Genomic DNA, 24029 nt, shown 5'->3' with positions numbered 1-24029 from the left:
TTCTAAGAAAGTTTAGGCACTTTCTTTAGGCTTTTCAATTAATCCTTGCTCTGTGTACATGTTCGGTTCCGATTTATCACGTACGGTCTCTTCCGTAATCACACACTTCACAATATCATCACGAGAAGGCAGATCATACATGACATCTAGCATAATGCCTTCAATGATCGAACGCAATCCACGTGCACCTGTATTACGCTTAATAGCTTCCTTCGAGATTTGCTTAAGAGCACCCTCAGTAAACTCGAGTTCCACCCCGTCCATCTCAAGAAGCTTCTGGTATTGCTTGACTAGAGCATTCTTAGGCTCTGTTAGAATCTGAATCAGGGCATCTTCATCAAGAGGCTCTAGGGAAGACATCACAGGCAGACGACCCACGAATTCTGGAATTAGTCCAAACTTAAGCAGATCCTCTGGAAGAGCCATCTTCAAGTATTCACCCGGCTTCAGATCACGTTTGCCATCGACGCCTTCTGCACCAAATCCAATGACCTTCTTGCCCACACGGCGCTTAATGATCTGTTCAATCCCATCAAAAGCTCCACCGCAGATAAATAAGATATTAGAAGTATCAATTTGTATGAACTCCTGATGAGGATGCTTACGTCCACCTTGAGGAGGAACGCTCGCTACTGTACCTTCAAGAATCTTCAATAAAGCTTGCTGAACCCCTTCACCAGATACATCTCTCGTGATCGAAGGATTCTCAGATTTTCTTGCGACCTTGTCAATCTCATCGATATAGATGATACCGCGCTCTGCTTTCTCTACATCGTAGTCTGAAGCTTGAATGAGTTTAAGTAGAATATTCTCTACATCTTCACCAACATACCCTGCTTCAGTTAATGAAGTGGCATCAGCAATTGCAAAAGGCACATTCAAGATACGAGCCAGAGTCTGGGCAATCAAGGTCTTACCACTACCGGTAGGCCCCAGCATCAAGATATTACTCTTAGATAACTCAACGTCATCTACCTTAGCTCCTGTATTAATCCGCTTATAGTGATTATATACGGCAACAGCCATGGTTTTCTTCGCTTCATCTTGGCCGATGACATAGTCGTCTAAGAATTTCTTGATCTCGTTCGGCTTCGGAATTTCCTTAAGGTCAATTTCCTCTTCCGTCCCTAGCTCTTCTTCAACAATCTCAGTACATAATTCAATACATTCATCACAAATATATACTCCCGGACCCGCTACTAGCTTTCGAACCTGATCCTGGGACTTCCCGCAAAATGAACACTTTAGTTGGCCTTTTTCGTCGTTAAATTTAAACATGAAATCACCCCTTAGGCTTGGTCTTTACGGGTGATCACTTCGTCGATGATTCCATACTCTTTCGCTTCCAGTGCACCCATAAAGTTATCTCGATCGGTATCTCGCTCCACTTTTTCCAAAGGTTGACCTGTTTTCTCAGCTAGTATCTCGTTAAGCTGTCTCTTTGTCTTTAAGATCCATTCGGCGTGGATTTTGATATCACTTGCCTGGCCCCTCACACCACCTAATGGCTGATGGATCATGATTTCACTATTAGGAAGAGAATAACGCTTACCCTTTTCACCTGCCGCAAGAAGAAATGCACCCATGCTTGCCGCAAGCCCTATGCAAATCGTTGACACATTAGGTTTAATAAATTGCATGGTATCATAGATCGCCATGCCAGCAGTCACAGAACCGCCGGGTGAGTTTATGTATAAGTGGATATCTTTGTCTGGATCTTCGGCTGCAAGAAACAGTAACTGAGCGACAACCGCATTAGCCACATCATCATCAATTTCGCTGCCCAAAAAGATGATTCGGTCCTTCAGCAGTCGGGAATAGATATCGTAAGCACGCTCTCCCCGATTAGTCGTCTCAATAACCATAGGTATAAAAGGCATAAGGATATTCCCCCTTCCCTTTCTTTCTATTGTATCATTTTTGGAAAAACAAGGCACGAGATTCTTCGTGCCTTGTTTTTCTTCAACATAAAAGCCTTAAGCTGCCTGCTTATTCAATTCAACTAGCAAGTCAATCGTCTTGCGGATGCGGATGTCATTCTTAATGCCTTCCATTTGATCTCTTCCAGCAAAGAATTGGCGAATCTCTTCAGCAGGACGCTTATACATATCAGCTAAGCTATTGATTTCTTCTTCTACTTCTTCATCTGTTACTTCTACGTTCTCTGCTTTAGAGATTGCTTCTAGAGTTAGGGAGTTACGCACTCGATTAGATGCCTCTTCCTTCATTTGCTCTCTTAGCTTCTCTTCATCTAGACCAGAGAATTGATAGTATAAGTCAAGGTTAATTCCTTGATAGCTCAAGCGTTGTTCAAAATCCTTCATCATGTGGTCAACTTCGGACTCAATCATAATCTCAGGGATGTCGATCGTTGCGTTCTCTGCAACTTTCTCGATGATAGCTTGACGCTCATAGTTTTCTTTATCTTCTTCTGCTTTCTTTTCCAGTTTATTCTTGATGTCTGCTTTCAATTCGTCCAAAGTTTCAAACTCGCTTACATCTTTAGCGAACTCATCATCTAGAGCAGGAAGAGACTTACGCTTAATTTCGTTTACTTTCACTTTGAATGTTGCTTCTTTACCAGCTAGGTCAGCGGAATGATAATCTTCTGGGAAAGTTACAACAACATCTTTCTCTTCATCTTTCTTCAAGCCAACAATTTGCTCTTCAAATCCTGGAATGAACGTGTTAGATCCGATCTCGAGGTTGTAGTTTTCGCCCTTACCGCCTTCGAAAGCTACCCCATCAACGAATCCTTCGAAGTCGATGATAGCAAAGTCTCCGCTAGCAACTTCTCCTTCTTCGATGACGTTCAATTCAGCACTTCTTTCTTGCATTTTTGTTAATTCTGCAGTTACCTCTTCATCTGTTACAGGGAATTCCTTCGCTTCGATAGCGATTCCCTTGTAATCACCAAGTTGTACTTCAGGCTTAACGGTTACAGTAGCCTTGATTACCCAGTTCTGTCCTTTACCCATTTGGTCTACATCTACTTCTGGACGATCAACCGGGTTAATTCCTGTTTCACGAACAGCTTGTCCGTAAACAGTAGGGAAAAGAATTTCAAGTGCATCTTGATATAAAGATTCTACACCAAAACGGGATTCAAAAATTTTGCGAGGTACTTTGCCCTTGCGGAATCCTGGAAGGTTAACTTGCTTTACAACTTTCTTAAAAGCTTGATCTACAGCTTCTTCCACTTGCGCTTGCTCTACCTCGATGGTTAAAACACCTTGGTTATTTTCAAGTTTTTCCCAATTCGCTTTCATTTTATGCTTTCTCCTCCTGATTTTTGGTACGGATCCTCACTTATGGATTAGATCTTATGTACATCCAAAATAATCAACATATTGAATTATTCGGTTGGATCGCAATTATTATGATTATAACCACTACATTATATATCATAAACTTATAGCAGTTCAACCGCTCATTTACACCCCATCAAGAGGTAATTTATGTATAGCTTTACGATCTTGAGTCCCAAATTTTAGAAATTCGCTTATAACCTTGTAATTTTTTGTTAGAGTAGAAACCGATACGGAATACAAGCTTGCCAGCTCCTGTTTGGATACGACTTGACCAAGCAAAACAGTGGTAACAAAATGCAAGGCGCCAGCCCAGCCTTCTACTTTGCCTGTCAAAGGAGGCTTTGGATAACAAGCATACATGTATTCTACCCATAATTGCAAGGCGAAAGAGAGCAAGCTTGGATCTTTATCTGCTACTATCTCAGCCACAATCTCCATCACTCTTTGCTCCTGGTTACCGAAACGATTTTTTTCGGGCAATTGAGCTAAGTCAACACTAAACCATTGTCCAAACTTATTTAACGATACAGTTTCCGCCCATCCTAGTTCCTTTAACGCATAGAGACTTAACGTTTTCAAAACAGGATCGGCCTCATCTTGAGTGAGAAGCTGCAAGATAGCCCGTATCGCTTCTGGATGACCTGAAAATTTCAGTTGCTCTATGGCTTGTAGTTGTTTCTCTACTTCTCCCCCAAGAAGGTCATTAATCAGCAAATTCAGGTAGTCGGGATCTGATCTTAGCTTTTCTTCAATAGACTTTCTTAACAGAGAGCCCGTTTCTTCTTCTTGTATTGTTCCTCGAAGAAGCTGACAAGTTTGGAGTATTTCCGTAAACTCTTTTTGCAAATAGTCTGGCACTAATGGATGATCTAGCAAAGGCTCAAGCACATCACATACTTGATCATATTTCTCTTGCTGAACGAGAGCGAGGACATATAGATGCATGACTTCGCTAAACTCTCCCTTATTTGAGTCAAGAATCTGCTCCGCTATCCTCTCAGCCTCTCTATACATTCCCAGTTCAAAATAAGTCACCATAAGACCAAATAGCACGGACGTATCATCTGGTTCAAGCTCATGCGCCTGCTCTAGATGGGTCCTTGCTAATTGGAAGTTTCCCTGTTCCCTAGCTTCCATTGCTATCTCTAGATGCCTTTCAAGAAGCTGGGGAAACAGGACTACATTTCCCTGTTTCTTATTTACCATAACATCTCCTCTTAAAGTAAGTGCATAAAGGAAAGCCACCGCACTGGCTTTCCTTTATCGTTTCAATCACATAAGACCGGCGATCTCGACCATCATTTTTCTCATAGCCATACCGCGGTGACTAATCTTACTCTTTTCCTCTTTCGTAAATTCGGCCATCGTCTTTCCCTCAATTGGTAGGAAAAACAAGGGATCATAGCCAAATCCACCTGTTCCTCGGGGCGTAATCCCGATCTTTCCTTCACAAGTTCCGTGCCAGGTTGCCGTGGCCTGCCCAGGCACAGCCAAAGCAAGTACACATCGAAAACGTCCACTGCGTTCTCCAGTTGGCACTCCCTGCATCAACTCTAAAAGCTTGCGATTGTTGTCCTCATCCGTTGCGTCCACTCCAGCAAATCTTGCTGAATATACACCAGGCCTGCCTTGCAGCGCATCAACTTCTAATCCTGAATCATCTGCTAAAGCTGGAACCTGAAGAAACTCCGCAATCGTTTGGGCTTTTTTAATCGCATTCCCTTCAAAAGTGTCCTGATCTTCCTCCACCTCAGGGCAGTTAAGGAATTGATCTAGTCCCATAACCTCAATATCATAACCGGCAAGCATAGCCTTAAGTTCTTGAACCTTTCCCTTATTGCGGGTGGCTAACACTAACTGCTTTTGCACAGACTTACTCCTCCGTCCCAATCAAAGCCGCTACTTCTCCAAGAGCCTCTTTCTGATAACGTATTAGGTCCTCTACACCCTTTTTACCAAGCTCCAGCAATCCCTGCAGTTGTTCATAAGTGAACGGACTCTCTTCTCCCGTACCTTGAACTTCAACAAATTGTCCCTTGCCTGTCATTACGATGTTCATATCGACTTCTGCACTTGAGTCTTCTACATAATTCAAATCAAGAATTAAATTACTATTGACCATTCCCACACTGGTTGCCGCTAAAAAGTCACGGATTGGAAGACGACTCCAGCCGTTCTTTTCTTTCAGCTTTCCAAGGGCATCTGCCATAGCAACGAAGGCGCCTGTAATAGAAGCCGTCCTCGTTCCTCCATCAGCTTGAATAACATCACAATCTAACCAGATTGTTTTTTCACCAAGTCTATCCAAGTCGACAACAGAACGAAGTGCTCGCCCAATGAGTCTCTGAATCTCCATGGTTCTGCCGCTTAACTTCCCTTTGCTAGACTCTCTAATATTTCTTGTCTCTGTTGCTCTTGGCAACATGGAATATTCTGCTGTAATCCATCCTTTGCCTTGATTCCTCATAAAGGGAGGAACTTTATCCTCAATTGTAGCGGTACAAATCACTTTAGTATTGCCTACTTCAATTAATACGGAACCTTCAGCATGTAATATGTAATCTTTCGTCATTTTTATGGTTCTTAGTTGATCCGATCCGCGTTCATCTATACGCATGATTTTACCCCTCCTCACGAATACTGGTTAATTATAACATATCTTCCACCGTTAATATCATCCCCAAAAGACCTTGGAAATTATCAAGATTTGTTCAAGACAAAAAGAAAAGAGGTGTTCTAATCACCTCTTACCATTTACGCGGATTCAGCTCAATCGGTCTAGATACCGGATTACTGTAGTCCTTTTCTCCAGCCATTACATTCATTTGTCCATTTACCATAAACTGAACCGCTCCAACCTCAGCATTCTCCGTCAGAGACAGAAGAATGGACTCCATGGCCATCGGATTGGCTTTACCATCATTATAGCTAAGTAGTTTATCATCAAAATTTACGACAGCAACCCCATTTTCCATCTTCACGTCTAATACCTTTGTAGTAGGTAGGATGGACGAGAAGAGATTTGTCCCATCTTTAGGACCTTGGATAAGCTGTTCGAGCGTCGCCATGGCTTTATTGTCAGTCCTAGGAATCAGGCGAGTCACTGGAACATAATAGGGCGCGTTATCCGCGGTTTCTCCTTGGAAATACAGGGTAATAGGAGTGGTGTTCCCTACTTGTACATTGTTAGCAAGTTCCACGTTGATCCCGTTTTCACGGGTCAACGAGGAAATGGGTGTACCATTCACAGGCATCACATCTTGGGGATACCCATTAATCCAGATATTTACTTCTTTAATGGTATCGAAGGACGTGAGAGCAAAGGTAATGGCATCAATGAGTTTCTGCTCATTCTTGGCCTCATAGTTCTTGAATTCAGGTGAAAAATCAATAGTTGCTACCCCATCTTTAATTGTCATCCCAAGAATTTTTGTACCCTCGGGAATCAAGGGCGTGAACCCTTCCGGCTTCATCAATTCTACAGGACCACCCTTAACCATATGGCTTAAGACCTGCTTAGCTGCTCCCTCTGCTTTCGGAAGTTGAAGTGAGATAGGAACAACATAACCGTCTGGATCCATCATATAGACTGGCATTGCGATCATTTGAGCTGCTTCGGCCGTGGTATCGGAAGCTTGGCCTTGCTCAGGGTTAAGATTAAGCGTTACTTCTTTGCTATCCCCTACAGGTCCCGTTTGACTCATATGGGGCGGATCAATCGGCTGTGGTCCAACCGTTTGTTCCGGACCGAACAATCCGCAACCTGATAATAATATAGCAGTCGTTGTTAGGGACAAGGAGACCAACCATTTCCGTGACATATTCGTTTCCCTCCTCAAGGTTTTTGTAGTATATGTATACGAGCCTTGAGGAGTTTTAGACTAAGTTTTTGTCCAAGAAATGGTACAAACTTTTTCGTTGCTTACATCCACTTGTTGAAGATCTAAAGGGACATGCAGAAAACTCTGCGCAATCACCTTCATGACGGAGGAAGAACCACTAACAAAAAATTTATGAGTTGGTGGCACATTCTCGCTGTTTTCCGTAAATAACTTGCGATAATGTAAGACGGAACTTAATTCTCTAGCTGTTTCTTTAGCTGAATTAATCAGCTTGACTTCTTTTCCCATAACCTGAGCAATTACATCAGCGAGCAGCGGATAATGGGTACACCCTAAAATTAAGGTGTCAATCGACGTTGTAGTTAAGGGCTGCAAGGAGTTTTTTACAATTTCTAATGCAGCGGCAGGGTCCGGTATCCCTGACTCTACTAAAGGCACAAAATCAGGACAAGCATAACTGTACACCTCTACGTCAGGCGCAATCCTTTTTAATGCTTTTTCATAGGCACGACTTCTTATTGTCCCAACAGTCCCAATAACCCCGATTACACCTGATTTCGTTTCTTTGATCGCCGTTCTAGCCCCCGGATCAATAACTCCGATGACTGGAATCGGGGCATGTTGCATAATTTCATCAAAAACAACAGCAGTTGCTGTGTTACAAGCAATTACTAACGCTTTAATTTTTTGTCGTAATAAATATGAAACCATCTGTAAGGTAAAGGTACGAACCTCATCTGTTGACCGTGGGCCATATGGACAGCGAGCCGTATCCCCAAAATAGAAGACCCTCTCTTGTGGCAGCTGCCTCATAATTTCTCTGACAACAGTTAAGCCTCCCACTCCTGAATCTATTACACCTATAGCTTTATCCACGTTCTCTTCATCCTTTTTTCATAAATATGTGGTATATCATATTCATCATGAAGAGAAACTCTACTCCTTTCCATGCCTTCCCAATACTCGACCTTGCCAGAAATCCAACAATTGCCTCCAAGTAATGACATGAAAGAATAACAGCCCTATTCCATAACTAATGAAACCTACAATAAGAAGGGTTACAACTTCATAAAGCGAAAACAATCGATGGCTTTCCATAACAGGGACAAACTTGATAAACTCGGCCATTGCGATGGCTACTATTAAGCCCATACTAACAGAGGGGGCAAGCCACTTCCCTACTTGCTTCCCAGGGATGAGAGGACGAGCATGAACCCGAATTACAGCTTGAAGGCAAAGAAGCGATATACAGCCATACGTAAACAAAGTAGAGTAAGCAGCTCCAATAATTCCATAGCGAGGAACCAGTAAGGTATTTCCTACTACTTTAACCACGATGCCTATTAATAAAATAATAGCTGGCCATATAGGCTTCCCAAGTCCTTGAAGTAAGCCCGACGTAGTGATAGACAAGGACAAAAAGAAAGTAGATGCAGCAAGAACAATTAAAGCTTCACTTCCCTGACTATTCCCATAAAACAACACGTTTAGAGGCTCTGCAATCATCATCATTCCGACGCTAGCAGGTGCGCCGATAAGAAAGGTAATCTTTAGAGTTTGGTAGATCTTACGACCCTGAGCTTCCACCGATAATTCAGAAGCTAAAGCAGGAACCACGGCAACGGCCAAACCTGTCGCATAGAAAGCCGAGAATTGAACAATTGGTACCCCTCTACTATATAAACCGAATTCTGTGGTTGAGGATGCAACAGATAATCCAGAAGACTTGAGTAAATTAATAATAGACATGGAATCCACCATGCCAAGTAGAGGTAACATAAGAGTGCTGAGGCTAACAGGAACAGCAATTTTAATCAGCTTCCAGCTATATTCTCCCTTCCAGGAGGTGCTAGGTTTTTTAATTCCCCTAGTTTTTTCTCGCGTAGAAAGATAGATTATAAGAAGAAAGAGTAAGGATACTGCTAGTCCAAAGAAACTTCCCCATGCCGCCCCGGCTGCAACCACAGCCATCTCTCTTCCCTCCATTACTAACCAGTAGACAAACCCAATCATTAGACTTACTCTAACTAACTGTTCGATGACTTGAGAGACTGCCCCAATCTTCATCCGTTGATAGCCATAAAAATAACCTCTAAGAACAGCAACAAAAGGAACAAGCAACATCGCCATAGCCAAGGCTTGAATGGAATACTTCGTATCCCTATTCCCAATCCACCCGGCCAAGATATCAGCACCTTGGTAGAGGCCTATAAACCCTACGCCAGCAACAACAATCATCAACAAACAAGCGCTCCTGGTGATACGGATAGTCTCCATGGTGCGGCCATTCGCTAATTCTTCAGAAATTAACTTCGACATGGCGATGGGAATTCCCGATACGGACAAAATGAGTAAGGTATTGTAGATGGGAAAAACGGCTTGATATAAGGCTAGCCCAACATCGCCGGCAAAGTGCTTTAATGGAATAACATAAAATAAGCCAAGAAGTTTAGAGATAAACGCAGCAGCACTCAGTGCAATGGCTCCTCTAATAAACGATGAATTGGACACCTTAATTTCCGATCCTCTCTTTTTAAAAACTAAAGCTCATTATAGCATAACTAATCCTTGTAGAGCCCTAGTCTATATGGTCGATAAAAAGAAAAAAGCCCTACTCTCTACCGTAGGACCTATTACCTCATATTGCTTATATTCATTTACAAACTTTGACTCCAATCATGCACTGCATTTCCGTCTAGATAACGTTCACACTCCAAGGCGGCCATACAACCTGAGCCCGCTGCGGTAATGGCTTGTCGGTATTTATGGTCCTGCACATCACCGCATGCAAATACGCCGGGTATATTTGTTTCAGTCGTACCTGGCTTAACCTCAATATAACCCAATTCATCGACTTTAAGAGCACCTTGCAAGAAGCCCGTATTAGGTGAATGTCCAATAGCAACGAAAACACCATTGGTTTCAATCATCTCTTCCTTGCCAGTTTCATTGTTTTTGACCTTAAGACCTGCCAAGCCGGAGTCACCGGCCACCACCTCTAAGGGAGTGCAATTCAGACTCCAACTTACCTTCGGATTGCTCCTAGCCCGATCTTGCATGATCTTAGAAGCCCGGAGTTCTTCACGTCGGTGAACAACCCTTACCTCACTCGCAAACTTGGTGAGAAAGTTGGCTTCTTCCATAGCAGAGTCACCTCCGCCCACCACAATGATTTTTTTATTCCGAAAAAAGAAACCATCACAGGTCGCACAGGTGCTTACCCCTCTGCCCATATTTTCCTTTTCCCTAGGAATGTTTAGTAGCTTTGCTGACGCCCCGGTTGAGATAATAAGGGATTGTGATTCAATTTCGCCCATACCTTCAACGGTTAACTTAAAGGGTTGCTTTGAGAAATCGACCTGCTTTACCCAACCTGTTTTAAATTCTGCACCAAATCGTTCAGCTTGCTTACGCATATTATCCATGAGTTCCGGACCCATAATCCCCTCTGGAAACCCTGGAAAATTCTCAACCTCTGTCGTCAATGTAAGTTGTCCACCAGGCTGTTGGCCCTCAATGACTAGAGGATTCATATTTGCACGAGCTAAATAGATGGCTGCTGTCAGTCCAGCGGGACCTGTTCCAATAATAACCACTTTGTTCATACAAACACTCCTTTAAAGCTTTAGTATTAATGCACGACAAAGTTATTATTCTGTAAGTTATCTACTTTTAACCAATAGCTCGATAGCTTCCTTAACCAACTTGCTCGAATCTCTTCCAATCGCCTGTTCTTCCAAAATGCACTTCTCTAGATTTGCCGCTACGATGGTCGCTATAGCTTTATCTGCTGCATTCCGTACTGCAGATAGTTGACTTACTACATCCTTACAATGTTTATCCTCTTCCATCATGCGTAAAATCCCTCTTACTTGCCCTTCCATTCTCTTGAGCCTATTTTTTATCTCATCTGAGTAATCCATGATATATCACCTCATTTTTCATACATATACACGTATAATATTATACTCTAATTATTCATACTTAAACAGGTGTTTTACATGTCTTTATCTCTCACTGCTCATGTATAGTCAAAAAACACATATGAATCAAAATAATAAGTATAACGGTGAAAAACAAAGAATGACCAATTTGTAATCGCTTAACTTCTTGATTTTTTGTTATATAACAGAAAGCAAAATGTAGTAAACCTTGTTATAATAGTGACAAAATGAGGAGCTGGGAGTGAGGATTTCAGTGAATGCCAATGGAGAAATTCTTTTCCGGGAGAGAATGAAAGTCGAAGCAGAACATCTTCTAACACGGATTAAGAGAGAAAAAGATCCTTCGGAAAGATATTTACTATGCACGACACTGCTGGAGATTTTTGAGGAATTAGACATAGATGTCGCTAGTGATTCCCCTATTTGGCAAGAGATGAATATGTGTTATCAAGACTTCTTTGTTTCATAATACAAAAAAAGGATCTCCTCTTCTGGAATAGAGGAGATCCTTTTTTCTGTATTAAAACAGGCACTCAAATCAAATCACTCATTATTATTCAAGAAGCCGACATAAATTAAGCGCCTTTAGGAAATAATTGGGGGTGTAAGATTAAAGGACGTGATCATATGAAAAACCTTTCCTTGGAAGGTCAAGTTCGAAGAATTCTCGAGAGCATGAATGAGTTAGCCAGGGAAGAAATTCTTATCGGTAAAACTGTTCAAGTTCTCTCCTCGGTCATTTTATTGCCTGTCTTAAAGGTTCATTCTCAAATCACAGGTTGTTATTATGGGGGAGGTGGAAGTGGTGGAATCACACCTTTAGCATTGCTCGCCTTTTTCAGAGATCAAAAATTACAATTCATTAGTTTGGATTCTTCCGTCCCCTCGCTTGAAGCGCTTATAGAGAGGGTTCCATCTCTTCAAGAAGAGATCGATAGGATTTGTTCTAGTCAAACCTCGGATACATAAATGCAACACACAAACAAATGATCCGCATCCCGTGCAGTGCCCTATGGGGATTATTTTCTAGCTTATTGCGTAAAGTAAAAGCAACCTACTCTGGAAGGAGTGCTAATTAAATGCTTAAGTTCGTTAAATCGCCTATTGGCATGGTCATTACCGCTGCATCCGTTATCTTAGCCCTATCCCCAGAAGCTAGACAGGCAACACGAAAACTAGCCGCTAAGGGTACTTCTACAGTATTGGACCTCGTAGATCAAATGCGCCAATCGGCTTCAGGAATGCGGAGTGAGGCAGAAAATACAACAGATCCTATGCAACACCATAATTCCCCTTCCAATAACTTGGACTTGCATGAAGCTAGGATGATGGATGAACCTAGCCCACATTTAGGACTGGAAAACGCCTATAACGTACTCAACGACCAATTCATTAAAGAACAAGTAGATAAGGTTTAAGGAGAGACATTCTATTCGTCTCTCCTCTTTTTATAAATAAAAAGAAAAATCCCCTGCCTTATCGACAGGGTTATGGAATGGGGTCCTTAACTACCAACCAACAACCGTTTGTGATGTAAACGACCTTCATTTAAGATCAGGCTACTCAGGAAAGCTTAATTCTCCGCATTTTAAGAGTTCAACGACGGCTTGCGCCCTTCCTTTGACGCCTAGCTTTTGCATCACATTACTAATGTGATTACGCACCGTTTTCTCACTGATAAACAGTTGCTTTGCAATTTCCTTTGTTGTTCTGTCTTGCACTAATAGCTCGAATACTTCTCGTTCCCGATTAGTTAGTAACGGCTTCGCTTTCTGGTCGTTTCCCTTCAATAGTGCCACCCCTCCTTGCTACGGGCTCAATAACAAGGCTAAGGATACAGTCACAATATACTATGACTGGGCATGGTTGGCGGTGCGGACTCCTGCGGGATTGGGCCTGCGCCTACAGTATATTCAAGTGGTCTGGGTACGGTTCATCTTTTTCTTCACCCTGTCTTTAACGAGAAGCTCAAAAATGCCTAAGCCGATAAGAAAAATTCCAAAAACGATACGAAGATAAGGCAATAAAGGTCCCATGGCCATCATGGATCCTAGTAGCGATCCTCCTATAGCCCCTATAACAACCCAGCCCACTAGTGACCAATCAATATTTCGCTCCTTCATATGAGTTAAAATAGCTACGATTGAAATGGGAACAAAAGATAATAAGGTTGCCCCCTGCGCTTCGGCTTGGCCTATTGAAGTAAAAAGGACAAGAGCAGGAATTAATAGCTTGCCTCCTCCTAAACCTAGCCCAGAAAGCACACCCATCAGTAACCCTAAAATAGCAAACAAGTAGAACGATTCATTCATGGCCATATCATCCTTATCCCTGCAATAATCATTAGCAAAGAAAAGATCCGCTTAAGCCAGAGTACGGAAATCTTCCTCAGCAGCCTTGCTCCCACGTAACCGCCTAAAAGTCCCCCTATAGAGATATATAAGCTTACATTAAAAGGCATGGCTCCCGATAAACTATAGATGATAATACTAATGATCGAAGTCGGAAGTATAATGGCTAGCGACGTTCCATGAGCAATCCTTCTATCTGTTCCTAGAACATGAATTAATGCCGGTACTAAGAGTGTTCCACCCACTCCAATAAGACCATTGATTAACCCAGTCAGAAAACCAATCCCTAATTTTTTTGACCAATTCAACAGAGATCACCCTCAATTATCATTAACAACAAAAATAGGCTTATTTAGTTGTACCTCTTTAAAAAAGTCTAACCATTTCTTCTCTAATACAAAGACATAATCGCAATGGCGTACATCTAAATAAGTAACCCCAAGCTCATGTTTGCTTAATTGTAAAATAGGTGAAGAAAGCTCTTGAAAAGCGAGTACGACATCCCCAAAGGAAAAGCACTCCTTTAAACACTTTCTTATTGGATAATCAGGACTGTTCTCTAACAAATGGACAGGCTCCAATCCGAATCTCTCAATAAGGTGAATGCGATCCTTAAGTTGATCCCTATGCTTGGAACTCACATGTGCATTGGGATTAAGAAAAGGAAACTGTTTTATTAAATAACGCATTTGAATTCCATGAAAAAACATATGATTTCACATCCCTCCCCGTAGTATGAATTATCCCCATTCAAACGATACACAAAACGCAAAAAAAAGACCGCCCCATACGACTTGGGACAGTCTTAGAAATTGTCTATTAAGAACCAAAGAACTTCTTAATACTGTGTAAGGTTGTAGCTCGGTTCATTGCGGCAATGGAAGTGGTTAAAGGAATGCCCTTAGGGCAGGATTGAACGCAGTTCTGAGAGTTACCGCAATCTGTTACCCCACCATCTCCCATTAATCCTTCCAAACGCTCATGAGCATTCATCTTTCCTGTAGGATGCTCATTGAACAGACGAACTTGAGAAACAGCAAATGGTCCAATAAATGGAGATTTATCGTTAACATTCGGGCAAGCTTCCATACATACTCCGCATGTCATACACTTAGAAAGCTCATAGGCCCATTGACGCTCGGCTTCAGGCATACGAGGTCCAGGCCCAAGGTCATACGTTCCATCAATCGGAATCCAGGCCTTAACACGCTTCAAGGCATCAAACATACGGTGACGGTTGATGATTAAGTCACGCTCAACCGGGAAGGTGCTCATAGGGGCTAGACGAACAGGTTGCTCTAGTTTATCTACTAAAGCTGTACAAGCTTGTCTTGGCTTCCCATTAATAACCATGGAGCAAGCGCCGCATACTTCCTCTAAGCAGTTGGATTCCCATACTACAGGTGCTACGCTTTCCCCTTTAGCATTCTTAGGGTTACGTTGAATTTCCATTAAGGCACTGATTACATTCATGTTAGGGCGATAAGGAATTGTAAATTCCTCATTGTACGGTTTTCCTTCTGGGCCGTCTTGACGAGTGATGACAAAGCTTACCATTTTATCTGCCATTACTTCTTCGCTCCCTTCTTATCGGTCGTATAATCACGCTTACGAGGAGCAATGAGGGAAACGTCGATATCGTCATAATGGAACTTAGGTCCTTCAGAACTCCAGGCAGCCATCGTGGTCTTCATAAACTGATCATCGTTACGTTCAGGGAATTCCGGCTTGTAGTGAGCTCCACGGCTTTCGTTACGGTTAAGAGCACCGATGGTGATTACGCGTGCTAGCTCTAACATATTCCATAGCTGACGTGTAAAGGAAGCAGCTTGGTTGCTGTACTTTGCACTGTCGCTAACATTAATTTTCTTATAACGCTCCATTAATTCAAGGATCTTGTCATCTGTTTTCTTCAATCGATCATTGAAACGAACAACAGTTACGTTATCAAGCATCCATTCACCTAGTTCCTTATGGATCATATAGGCGTTTTCGCTTCCATCCATCTTCATGATGTTGTCGTATTGTTGTTGATCCTTCTTCAATTGCTGGTCAAAGAACTTGCTAGATACATCTGCAGCAGACTTGCTCAAGCCCTTGATGTACTCAACAGCCTTAGGTCCAGCCACCATACCGCCAAATACAGCAGATAGCAAGGAGTTAGCTCCTAAGCGGTTCGCACCATGCTGAGAATAGTCACTCTCACCTGCTGCAAACAATCCTTTAATGTTGGTTTGTTGATCATAATCAACCCATAGACCACCCATAGAATAGTGTACCGCCGGGAAGATTTTCATTGGAACTTTACGAGGGTCTTCACCCATGAACTTCTCGTAAATCTCAATGATACCGCCAAGTTTGATATCCAATTCACGTGGATCCTTATGAGATAGATCCAAGTAAACCATGTTTTCTCCGTTAATACCAAGCTTCTGGTCTACGCACACATGGAAGATCTCACGAGTCGCAATATCACGAGGTACGAGGTTTCCGTACGCAGGATATTTTTCCTCTAGGAAATACCAAGGCTTACCATCCTTATAAGTCCATACACGTCCACCTTCACCACGAGCCGATTCACTCATCAATCGAAGCTTATCATCTCCTGGGATAGCCGTTGGGTGAATCTGGATGAACTCACCGTTTGCATAGTATGCACCTTGCTGGTAAACCGCAGATGCCGCTGTTCCTGTATTGATAACAGAGTTAGTGGATTTACCAAAGATAATTCCAGGTCCCCCCGTTGCGAGAATTACCGCATCCGCTGGGAAAGTCTTCAATTCCATTGTACGAAGGTTCTGAGCGACGATTCCGCGACAGGTTCCCTCTTCATCTTGAACAATAGAAGTAAATTCCCAGTGCTCATACTTTGTAACTAATCCATTCACTTCGTGACGACGAACTTGCTCATCTAAAGCGTAAAGCAATTGCTGACCTGTTGTCGCACCAGAGAACGCCGTACGGTGATGCTTGGTTCCTCCGAAACGACGGAAGTCAATTAACCCCTCAGGTGTACGGTTAAACATTACTCCCATACGGTCAAACATATAGATAATTCCTGGAGCAGCATCACACATTGCTTTAACAGGTGGTTGGTTTGCTAAGAAGTCCCCACCATAAATCGTATCATCAAAATGCTCGTAAGGAGAATCTCCTTCTCCTTTTGTATTAACCGCTCCGTTGATTCCCCCTTGGGCACATACGGAGTGGGAACGTTTAACAGGAACTAAAGAAAATAAATCAACTGGAACACCAGCTTCTGCACTTTTAATGGTGGCCATTAAACCTGCTAATCCACCACCAACAACTATGACTTTACTCATCTGTTTCTCCCCCTATCCTTTGATCGCTGCGACGTCTACTGGGTTGATGAAGGCGAACATTGACATAATTCCGATATAAGAAAGGACGATGAAGAAGCCGATCCATACATACGTCGAAATTTGTTGTGCGCGAGGACCAACCGTGATTCCCCATGAAACTAGGAAAGACCACATACCGTTAGCGAAATGGAACGTTGCGGAAAGAATCCCTATAGCGTAGAAAGCAACCATAAATGGGTTATTAAAAATATCAACCATCAAGTCAAAGAATTCTGCGCCTTCCACATTACCAAGAGCTTTCTGTACACGTGTTTGCCATACGTGCCAAACGACAAATATCAAGGTAACGATACCTGTTAAACGTTGTAGGAAGAACAAAACATTACGAAGATAACCATAATTCCCTACATTATGTTTCGCTTGGAAGGCAATATAAAGTCCGTAAACTGCATGGTAAAGTAGTGGCAGAAAAATAAATAAGATTTCTACTAATATAAGAAAAGGAATTTTTTCCAATGCTAATACTTGTTCGGTATATCTTTCCTTACCTTGAGTAGCTAAAAAGTTACTATACAAATGGACAATTAAAAATGCGCCGACAGGAATGACTCCCAACAAGGAGTGAAGCTTCCTGTTAAAAAAATGACCATTGGCTGCCATGGTGCGGCCCCCTTTCAGTAGTCGAAAACAGTTTTTTGTTCTTCTCTTTCTTTGGTCTCTTCTCCATCAACCCTACCCATAAAGTCTCTCTCTAGCAGCACTCCCTCCTAAGAATAACATATCTTCCTTTCCTGGATGCATAGGAAAAGCTTCCATAGGAAGCCAAAAGGATTGGACAAATTGTGACAAATTTATTTTACTCCTTGAAGGTACCAGCGTCAAGAAAGGAAGTCCAGTTGTCAAAATTGTTTTTTCATATTAATCCCTTGTTTGTCATAGAGTGTAACAATACTTGTATCAAGGAGGAATGACTATGCGGCAGAGCTTCGCTGTTTCATCTTTATTTAGAGAACGAATTTTGCTCCCTCCGGAAAGTATTTCCAACTCCATGCTAGGATATTTCTTCTTTCGTGAAAAAATACTAGAAATTGTGTTAGGTGACTCTGAGACAAATATCTTATATTGGGTCGGCAAAGAAATTGGGAACGCATTAGAAATAAGTGTAGCTGAAGAATTAGAAGATATTTTTTTGCAGCTAGATTTCGGACAAGTCCATCTTGAGCATCAATCTCCGTCCAGTGTAAGCTATCGCCTTACTCACAATCGTTTAAACTTACTTCCTAAGAAGCGCCTAGAAAGCTCTCTCCACCTCGAAGCGGGATTAATGGCCGGTGCTATGGAAAAGCTCACAGGACACTATTGTGCTGCCACCCTGACGATACAAGAACACAAAGGTTCGTCATCAGCCACTATAGAAATTTCAATTGATGAGAAAAGCGCTATAACCTAGTAGCGCTTTTTTGATTGACAGCGCTCTTCATCAATATGTAAACTTATACTAATTAAACAGTTAACAATTGGTGAGGTGAGCTAATTTTGAGAAATGAAAATTTAAAAATGATGATCCTAGCAGCCCTGTTTGCTGCGATCACAGCGATTTGCGCCCAGATCACATTGAACATTCCACCTGTGCCGTTTACATTGCAGACCCTAGCTGTCACTCTAGCAGCCATGATCTTAGGCAGCCGGTATGGTTCTATCTCTATGATCGTCTACGTACTAATTGGCGCATTTGGCGCCCCTGTATTCGCCGGGTTTAAAGGCGGATTTCAATATTTATTTGACAAGACGGGTGGTTACCTTTTTGGCTTTATTCTCGCCGCATTTGTTATTGGCTTTATCATGGAAAGAGGACCCGTTACTTTAGCCAAGGCCATCTTCGCTAATGTGATTGGGCTGCTAATTATTTACGCGGCTGGAGTCACTCAGCTCAAGATTGTCCTTGCTGTTGACTGGATACAGGCTCTACAATTTGGAATGCTTCCGTTCCTTATACCTGACGCCATTAAGCTCGTCACAGCCACAATTCTCGGTGTCATGATCCGAAAGCGCTTGGTCAGTGCAGGATTGCTTGCAACGCATGGATCACTCACGAAAAAATATCAGATGTAACAATCAGCGATGGTCTTAGCAAAGAGCTAATGACCATCGCTTTTTTATCATTACCCCTGAACAACTGCGACTTCCAATGCATCTAATCCAAAAGCCGTATGTAGACTTTCTACAGCGTTTTGAGTATGTTCTGCTGGAATAATGCAGGACACCTTGATCTCTGATGTACTAACCATCTTAATATTGATGTTTGCTTCAGCTAGAACTTTAAACATATTAGCCGCTACGCCAGGATTCGTAACCATTCCTGCACCAACAATCGATACTTTAGCCAGGCCTTTTTCAGAAATGACATCTTCATAGCCCAACTTTTCTTGATTTAGCTTAAGGATCTCGAGCGTTCTATCCAAGTCATTACTAGAAACCGAGAAAGAAATATTCGTCAGTGCTGCTTCATAGGAGCTCTGAATAATGACGTCCACATTCACATGAGCCTCAGCTAATGTTGTAAATAAGCTCGATAGGGTTCCAATTTGGTTGGACATATTGGTAACTGTCACCTTTGCAACCTGGTCATCATGTGCAACTCCACTAACCATTAATCCCTTTTCCATATCTATCTCCTCCTCAATAATGGTTCCTTCTTCCTCTGAAAAACTAGATCGAACGGTAAGCTTTACGTTATGCTTCTTCGCACATTCTACGGCGCGTGGATGGAGCACACCTGCTCCAAGGGTTGCAAGTTCTAACATTTCATCAAACGAGATACGGTCTAATTTTTGAGCCAAAGGCGCAATTCTTGGATCTGCGGTAAAGACACCGACAACGTCTGTATAAATTTCGCAGAGATCAGCTTGCAAACTGGCGGCTAAGGCCACAGCTGTCGTATCCGATCCTCCACGACCAAGCGTGGTGATTTGCCCTTCAGATGAAACTCCCTGAAATCCAGCTACGATAACTACATTCCCAAGATCTACAGCGCGTTGAACTCTTCCATTATCAATCTGTTTAATGCGCGCTCTGGAATGAATACCTTCTGTTTCGATGCCCGCTTGCCAACCCGTCATGGAGACGGCGGGGCAGCCTTTCTCCTGTAAGGCCATGGTGAGTAGTGCAATGCTAACCTGCTCCCCAGTCGTAAGCAGCATATCCATTTCCCGGTCCGATGGATTGGGGGAGATTTGCTTCGCCATTTCCACTAGTACATCTGTGGACTTCCCCATGGCTGAAACGACAACAACGACATCATTTCCTTTATTTTTCGTTTGGATAATTCGATCTGCGACCTTCTGAATTCTTTCAATCGTTCCTACTGAAGTTCCTCCGAATTTCTGGACAATTAAACCCATCAGCTCTTCTCTCCCTATTTTCTGAATTTTCCTAATTAAAGACAAATAAAAAAGACAACGTAAAGGCAAGCCTTATGTTGTCTTAATTAACATAGATCTTAGGCAGCATAAAAACGCAAAGCTACCATAAGCAACATGAAGACCCATCCTTCTTTTCCCTAAGTGGAGATAGTACTCCATCGCAAGAACGGGAATATCCTGCGATGACAGTTCTGCAATTATTCACTGCAGACCCAGCACAGCCCTCCGGTTACAAAGGCATGCACTTCGGCGAAGCTCCCTTTCCTCTATTATCCTAGAACTAACCGGTTCTCCAATAGAGTATTCATGATCTTCGCGCCTCTACCTCACTATCTAGAAGTGAGGTGTCAACATTATGAAGTTATCAAGTTTTTCGCCCTAACATTGTATCACAACACCAAATTTAGAACAATCTTTTTTCACTCTGAAGATGATTCCTCCTCGCGTCTTAGAGCTTGTAGAATTTCCTTAGCCAACTTGTCTCCAATACCGAGATTTCTGAATTCATCTACAGTAGCTTCACGCATCTTCTTAATGGAACCAAAATGTTTCAGTAATAGTTGTTTACGCTTGGGGCCTATCCCTGGTATATCATCAAGCTGAGAATATAACATAGATTTCCCGCGGGCTTGGCGATGGAAGGTAATCGCAAACCGATGAACCTCATCTTGTATGCGTTGAAGCAAATAGAATTCATGACTATCCCGCTTAAGCTCAATAAGAACAGGAGGGTCTCCCAACAAAAGATTCGCTGTCTTATGCTTGTCATCCTTCACAAGTCCACATACAGGAATAAACAACCCAAGTTCATTTTCTAGCACATCTACAGCCGCCGAAATCTGTCCTTTCCCTCCATCTACTAATACGAGATCTGGCAAAGAAAGCTTCTCTTGTAACAAACGAGTGTAACGCCTTCTGACAACTTCGCGCATAGATTCATAATCATCTGGCCCTTTAACGGTCTTAATCTTATATTTTCTATATTCTTTTTTGTTCGGTTTTCCATCCGTGAACACAATCATCGCGGAAACAGGATCCGTTCCTTGAATATTCGAGTTATCAAAAGCTTCAATCCGGTGGGGAGTTCCAATACCCATTTGTTCACCAAGATTAATAATGGCTTGCAGGGTTCTTGATTCGTCTTTAGCAATCAATTGGAACTTCTCTTGAAGCGCCACCCGTGCATTCTCCGTAGCGAGATCCACTAGTTTTTTCTTTTCTCCTTTTTTAGGGACCAAGACCTTGATATCAAGCCATTGCTGCAAAGATTCTACATCCGTGCTTTCCGGAAGGAAGACTTCTTTAGGTTTAGTTTGTCCTTCATAGTAAAACTGCGTGACATAAGACATAAAGTCTTCTGTTGCCTCTCCGTAATACGGAAACATCGAAACATTGCGTTCAATAAGCTTCCCTTGACGAACATGAAGAACTTGAACACACATCCATCCTTTGTCCGTTGCAAACCCGAAGATATCACGGTCTACCTGATCTGTAAACGTCACTTGTTGCTTCACCATCAAGGCATCAATCGCCTGGATCTGGTCCCGGTACTCCTTAGCCTTTTCGAATTCTAGCTGTTCTGAGGCCCCCATCATCCTCTGAACAAGCTGATCTCGAATTTCACCATGCCCCCCATTGAGGAATCGATGTATCTCGTCTACTAATGGCTTATAGACCGATGGGTCTACCTCCTGCTCACACGGAGCAACACACTGTCCTAAATGATAGTACAAACAAACCTTCTTAGGAATATTGCGGCACTTTCTTAAAGGATAGAGCTTGTCTAGCAGATTTTTCGTCTGAGAAGCCGCTCCTGCGTTGGCATACGGCCCATAGTACTTAGATCCATCCTTCACTACTTTACGTGTAACTTCAAGTCTTGGGTGCGGCTCATTTGTAATCCGGATGTAAGGGTAGGTCTTGTCATCCTTCAAGTTGACGTTGTAGCGAGGTTGGTGCTGCTTAATGAGATTACATTCAAGCAACATAGCTTCGACATTGCTTCTTGTTACAATATATTCAAAGTCAGTGATCTCTTGGACCAAGTGCTGCGTCTTCCCGTCGTGACTGCCTGTGAAGTACGATCTAACCCGGTTTTTAAGGATCTTTGCTTTTCCAACATATATGATTTGATCTTCCTCATTTTTCATTAAGTAGCATCCTGGTTTATCAGGAAGGACAGCTAGCTTCTCTTTAATCTTTAGATTCATCTTTCCTCACCCTCGTCTTCTATTGCCTTCATTTTATCATAGGAAGATCTCAGAGCGACACGGAAGGTTCCGCCAACCAGTTAAAGAGTGATTCTAATAAAAAACCAAAAAGAGGTTGACCCTAGAGCCCAAGTCTTACAAGACCAACTCTTAGGAACAACCTCTTTTAAAAGCAAAAATTATAGATGTTTATTCAAAGTACCTAGTAATGCATCCTTTGGCTGGAAGCCAACAACCTTATCCACGACATTACCGTCTTTCATAACAAGCAAAGTTGGTATGCTCATTACACCAAAACGTCCAGCTGTTTCTGGATTTTCATCCACGTTCAACTTCGTAATTTTAATCTTGTCGCCAATTTCTGCATCAAGTTCTTCTAGTACTGGCGCAATCATCTTGCAAGGTCCGCACCATGGAGCCCAGAAATCAACTAATACCGTACCTGCATTTTCTACTTCTTGAGCAAAATTATTGTCTGTAACATTTTGGATTGCCATGTTATCTGTTCCTCCTTCACCGTCTGGTTCAACTTTCCAGAAGTAAGTATATCATATTTCATTTAAAGTTCCACTCATGAAATGGGTCTTTAGCACAATCTTAATATGCACATCTTATGACCACTTATCCGTGATTCACGCTCCTTAGACCCTTAAGCATTCAATAGTTTCTTAAACTCCTCAGTGAGCATTGGAACAACCTCAAATAAATCTCCAACGATACCGTAATCAGCTACACTGAAAATCGGTGCCTCAGGATCCTTGTTAATGGCTACAATTACTCTCGAATTAGACATTCCAGCTAAATGTTGTATTGCTCCAGAGATTCCGCAAGCAATGTAGAGGTCTGGTGTAACCACTTTCCCTGTCTGCCCAATCTGTAAAGAGTAGTCACAATACTCCGCGTCACACGCTCCACGGGAGGCTCCCACAGCTCCCCCTAACACCGTCGCTAGTTCTTTTAAGGGATTAAAACCTTCTGTGCTTTTTACGCCTCTTCCTCCAGCAACGACAACCTTCGCCTCCGATAAATCAACACCATCTACAGTCTTGCGGGCAACTTCTTTTACCAAGGTTCGTAAATCTTTAATATCCACTGTTAGCGAAATAGCTTCTGCCGTTCGATCTGGCTCAGGTTGTGCCAAAGAAATGTTATTAGGACGAATGGTTGCTACAATCGTCCCTTCAACAAACTTCTTTTTTTGAAAAGCCTTACCTGCATAAATCGGACGAGTGAAGACAATATCTCCCCCATCCAGCTCAAGGTCCGTGATATCCGAAACCAAGCCCAGACCTAATCGCGCTGCTATACGGGGCGCAAGATCCTTCCCTATAGACGTGTGGCCCATGAAAACAACATCTGGCAACACTTCGTTCCACACTTGTTTAAGCGCTTGAGTATAAGCATCTGACGTATATTGAGTTAATTGATCATGATCCACAAGAATGACTTGGCTAGCTCCATATTGCGCTAGCTCCTTAACATAACGATCATCCCCGCTTCCAAGAACAACGGCTACAATACTCCCTCCCTCAGCTACCAACTGTGCGGCAGATAGGGCTTCAAAAGACACGTTTCTTAGAACCCCGTCTCGAGTTTCACCTAGTACAAGAACTTTTCTGCTCATCT

At 42.5% G+C, this 24029-nt stretch carries 27 protein-coding genes and 1 riboswitch; of the genes, 5 read left to right on the top strand and 22 right to left on the bottom strand.

What is annotated here, in order from left to right:
- Positions 1 to 12: 12 nt before the first annotated feature.
- The 11 genes from clpX to EIZ39_RS00150 form a co-directional block, all read right to left on the bottom strand.
- Entirely contained in the window at positions 13 to 1278 is a 1266-nt protein-coding gene (clpX, locus tag EIZ39_RS00200) for an ATP-dependent protease ATP-binding subunit ClpX (protein WP_129196220.1), read from the bottom strand.
- 11 nt (positions 1279 to 1289) lie between these two features.
- Positions 1290 to 1880 carry an ATP-dependent Clp endopeptidase proteolytic subunit ClpP gene (clpP, locus tag EIZ39_RS00195; protein ID WP_129196218.1) on the bottom strand — a complete coding sequence of 197 codons (591 nt, stop codon included), beginning with the start codon at positions 1878 to 1880 and terminating at the stop codon, positions 1290 to 1292.
- A gap of 96 nt (positions 1881 to 1976) precedes the next feature.
- Complete coding sequence (tig, locus tag EIZ39_RS00190; protein ID WP_129196216.1) at positions 1977 to 3269, bottom strand: trigger factor; 1293 nt, start codon at positions 3267 to 3269, stop codon at positions 1977 to 1979.
- A gap of 165 nt (positions 3270 to 3434) precedes the next feature.
- Positions 3435 to 4517 carry a tetratricopeptide repeat protein gene (locus EIZ39_RS00185; RefSeq protein WP_129196214.1) on the bottom strand — a complete coding sequence of 361 codons (1083 nt, stop codon included), beginning with the start codon at positions 4515 to 4517 and terminating at the stop codon, positions 3435 to 3437.
- A 66-nt stretch (positions 4518 to 4583) separates the two neighbouring features.
- The gene (locus EIZ39_RS00180; RefSeq protein WP_129196212.1) at positions 4584 to 5180 is read right to left on the bottom strand and encodes an XTP/dITP diphosphatase; all 597 of its coding nucleotides are present in this window, start codon (positions 5178 to 5180) and stop codon (positions 4584 to 4586) included.
- A gap of 4 nt (positions 5181 to 5184) precedes the next feature.
- Positions 5185 to 5928, bottom strand: a complete 744-nt coding sequence (gene rph / locus EIZ39_RS00175) for a ribonuclease PH (RefSeq protein WP_129196210.1) — start codon at positions 5926 to 5928, stop codon at positions 5185 to 5187.
- Positions 5929 to 6058: 130 nt separating this feature from the next.
- Positions 6059 to 7132 (bottom strand): GerMN domain-containing protein, encoded by a 1074-nt coding sequence (locus EIZ39_RS00170; RefSeq protein WP_129196208.1) that lies wholly within the window; start codon positions 7130 to 7132, stop codon positions 6059 to 6061.
- A 60-nt stretch (positions 7133 to 7192) separates the two neighbouring features.
- A complete protein-coding gene (gene racE, locus EIZ39_RS00165; RefSeq protein ID WP_129196206.1) occupies positions 7193 to 8029 on the bottom strand; it encodes a glutamate racemase in 837 nt (278 codons plus the stop codon).
- 60 nt (positions 8030 to 8089) lie between these two features.
- Positions 8090 to 9664 (bottom strand): putative polysaccharide biosynthesis protein, encoded by a 1575-nt coding sequence (locus EIZ39_RS00160; protein ID WP_164984821.1) that lies wholly within the window; start codon positions 9662 to 9664, stop codon positions 8090 to 8092.
- A gap of 146 nt (positions 9665 to 9810) precedes the next feature.
- Entirely contained in the window at positions 9811 to 10758 is a 948-nt protein-coding gene (gene trxB / locus EIZ39_RS00155; RefSeq protein WP_129196202.1) for a thioredoxin-disulfide reductase, read from the bottom strand.
- A gap of 57 nt (positions 10759 to 10815) precedes the next feature.
- Positions 10816 to 11076: a metal-sensitive transcriptional regulator gene (locus EIZ39_RS00150; RefSeq protein WP_129196200.1), complete on the bottom strand. Its 261-nt coding sequence runs from the start codon at positions 11074 to 11076 to the stop codon at positions 10816 to 10818.
- Positions 11077 to 11338: 262 nt separating this feature from the next.
- Between EIZ39_RS00150 and EIZ39_RS00145 the strand changes: the two genes are divergently transcribed.
- The 3 genes from EIZ39_RS00145 to EIZ39_RS27045 all read left to right on the top strand — a co-directional run bounded on the left by EIZ39_RS00145 (position 11339) and on the right by EIZ39_RS27045 (position 12515).
- Positions 11339 to 11566: a hypothetical protein gene (locus EIZ39_RS00145; RefSeq protein ID WP_129196198.1), complete on the top strand. Its 228-nt coding sequence runs from the start codon at positions 11339 to 11341 to the stop codon at positions 11564 to 11566.
- 158 nt (positions 11567 to 11724) lie between these two features.
- Complete coding sequence (locus tag EIZ39_RS00140; RefSeq protein ID WP_129196196.1) at positions 11725 to 12066, top strand: hypothetical protein; 342 nt, start codon at positions 11725 to 11727, stop codon at positions 12064 to 12066.
- A gap of 110 nt (positions 12067 to 12176) precedes the next feature.
- Entirely contained in the window at positions 12177 to 12515 is a 339-nt protein-coding gene (locus tag EIZ39_RS27045; protein ID WP_205668496.1) for a hypothetical protein, read from the top strand.
- A 141-nt stretch (positions 12516 to 12656) separates the two neighbouring features.
- Here the strand turns inward: EIZ39_RS27045 and EIZ39_RS00130 are convergent, their stop codons facing one another.
- From EIZ39_RS00130 to EIZ39_RS00100, 7 genes are all read right to left on the bottom strand, one after another.
- A complete protein-coding gene (locus tag EIZ39_RS00130; RefSeq protein WP_129197863.1) occupies positions 12657 to 12887 on the bottom strand; it encodes a helix-turn-helix domain-containing protein in 231 nt (76 codons plus the stop codon).
- Between the two features lie 123 nt (positions 12888 to 13010).
- Positions 13011 to 13409, bottom strand: coding sequence for a sulfite exporter TauE/SafE family protein (locus tag EIZ39_RS00125; protein WP_129196194.1), 399 nt, complete (start codon positions 13407 to 13409; stop codon positions 13011 to 13013).
- Positions 13406 to 13756: a sulfite exporter TauE/SafE family protein gene (locus tag EIZ39_RS00120; RefSeq protein ID WP_205668495.1), complete on the bottom strand. Its 351-nt coding sequence runs from the start codon at positions 13754 to 13756 to the stop codon at positions 13406 to 13408. Before EIZ39_RS00120 ends, EIZ39_RS00125 begins: the two co-directional genes overlap by 4 nt.
- A 12-nt stretch (positions 13757 to 13768) precedes the next feature.
- Positions 13769 to 14158, bottom strand: coding sequence for a hypothetical protein (locus EIZ39_RS00115; protein WP_164984820.1), 390 nt, complete (start codon positions 14156 to 14158; stop codon positions 13769 to 13771).
- Between the two features lie 109 nt (positions 14159 to 14267).
- Positions 14268 to 15017, bottom strand: coding sequence for a succinate dehydrogenase iron-sulfur subunit (gene sdhB / locus EIZ39_RS00110; protein ID WP_129196188.1), 750 nt, complete (start codon positions 15015 to 15017; stop codon positions 14268 to 14270).
- Positions 15017 to 16771: a succinate dehydrogenase flavoprotein subunit gene (gene sdhA, locus EIZ39_RS00105; RefSeq protein ID WP_129196186.1), complete on the bottom strand. Its 1755-nt coding sequence runs from the start codon at positions 16769 to 16771 to the stop codon at positions 15017 to 15019. The genes sdhB and sdhA overlap by 1 nt, the downstream gene beginning before the upstream one ends.
- Positions 16772 to 16783: 12 nt before the next feature.
- On the bottom strand, positions 16784 to 17431 hold the full coding sequence (locus EIZ39_RS00100) for a succinate dehydrogenase cytochrome b558 subunit (RefSeq protein ID WP_129196185.1): 648 nt from the start codon (positions 17429 to 17431) through the stop codon (positions 16784 to 16786).
- Positions 17432 to 17744: 313 nt separating this feature from the next.
- On the opposite strand from EIZ39_RS00100, the gene EIZ39_RS00095 reads away from it, so the two are divergent.
- Positions 17745 to 18221 carry a DUF2507 domain-containing protein gene (locus EIZ39_RS00095; protein WP_164984819.1) on the top strand — a complete coding sequence of 159 codons (477 nt, stop codon included), beginning with the start codon at positions 17745 to 17747 and terminating at the stop codon, positions 18219 to 18221.
- Between the two features lie 86 nt (positions 18222 to 18307).
- Positions 18308 to 18883 (top strand): biotin transporter BioY, encoded by a 576-nt coding sequence (locus EIZ39_RS00090; protein ID WP_129196180.1) that lies wholly within the window; start codon positions 18308 to 18310, stop codon positions 18881 to 18883.
- A gap of 50 nt (positions 18884 to 18933) precedes the next feature.
- Here the strand turns inward: EIZ39_RS00090 and EIZ39_RS00085 are convergent, their stop codons facing one another.
- From EIZ39_RS00085 to EIZ39_RS00070, 4 genes are all read right to left on the bottom strand, one after another.
- A complete protein-coding gene (locus EIZ39_RS00085; RefSeq protein ID WP_129196178.1) occupies positions 18934 to 20172 on the bottom strand; it encodes an aspartate kinase in 1239 nt (412 codons plus the stop codon).
- 161 nt (positions 20173 to 20333) lie between these two features.
- Positions 20334 to 20525, bottom strand: a riboswitch (Lysine riboswitch).
- Positions 20526 to 20612: 87 nt separating this feature from the next.
- Positions 20613 to 22403: an excinuclease ABC subunit UvrC gene (gene uvrC, locus EIZ39_RS00080; protein ID WP_129196176.1), complete on the bottom strand. Its 1791-nt coding sequence runs from the start codon at positions 22401 to 22403 to the stop codon at positions 20613 to 20615.
- Between the two features lie 179 nt (positions 22404 to 22582).
- Entirely contained in the window at positions 22583 to 22900 is a 318-nt protein-coding gene (trxA, locus tag EIZ39_RS00075; protein WP_129196174.1) for a thioredoxin, read from the bottom strand.
- A 152-nt stretch (positions 22901 to 23052) separates the two neighbouring features.
- A complete protein-coding gene (locus EIZ39_RS00070) occupies positions 23053 to 24027 on the bottom strand; it encodes an electron transfer flavoprotein subunit alpha/FixB family protein (RefSeq protein WP_129196172.1) in 975 nt (324 codons plus the stop codon).
- Between the last annotated feature and the right edge of the window lie 2 nt (positions 24028 to 24029).

Origin of the sequence: Ammoniphilus sp. CFH 90114, from assembly GCF_004123195.1 — a bacterium.
Lineage (GTDB): Bacteria > Bacillota > Bacilli > Aneurinibacillales > RAOX-1 > YIM-78166.
The sequence above is the reverse complement of the archived record's forward strand: the minus strand, read 5'-3'. Positions and strand labels throughout refer to the sequence as shown.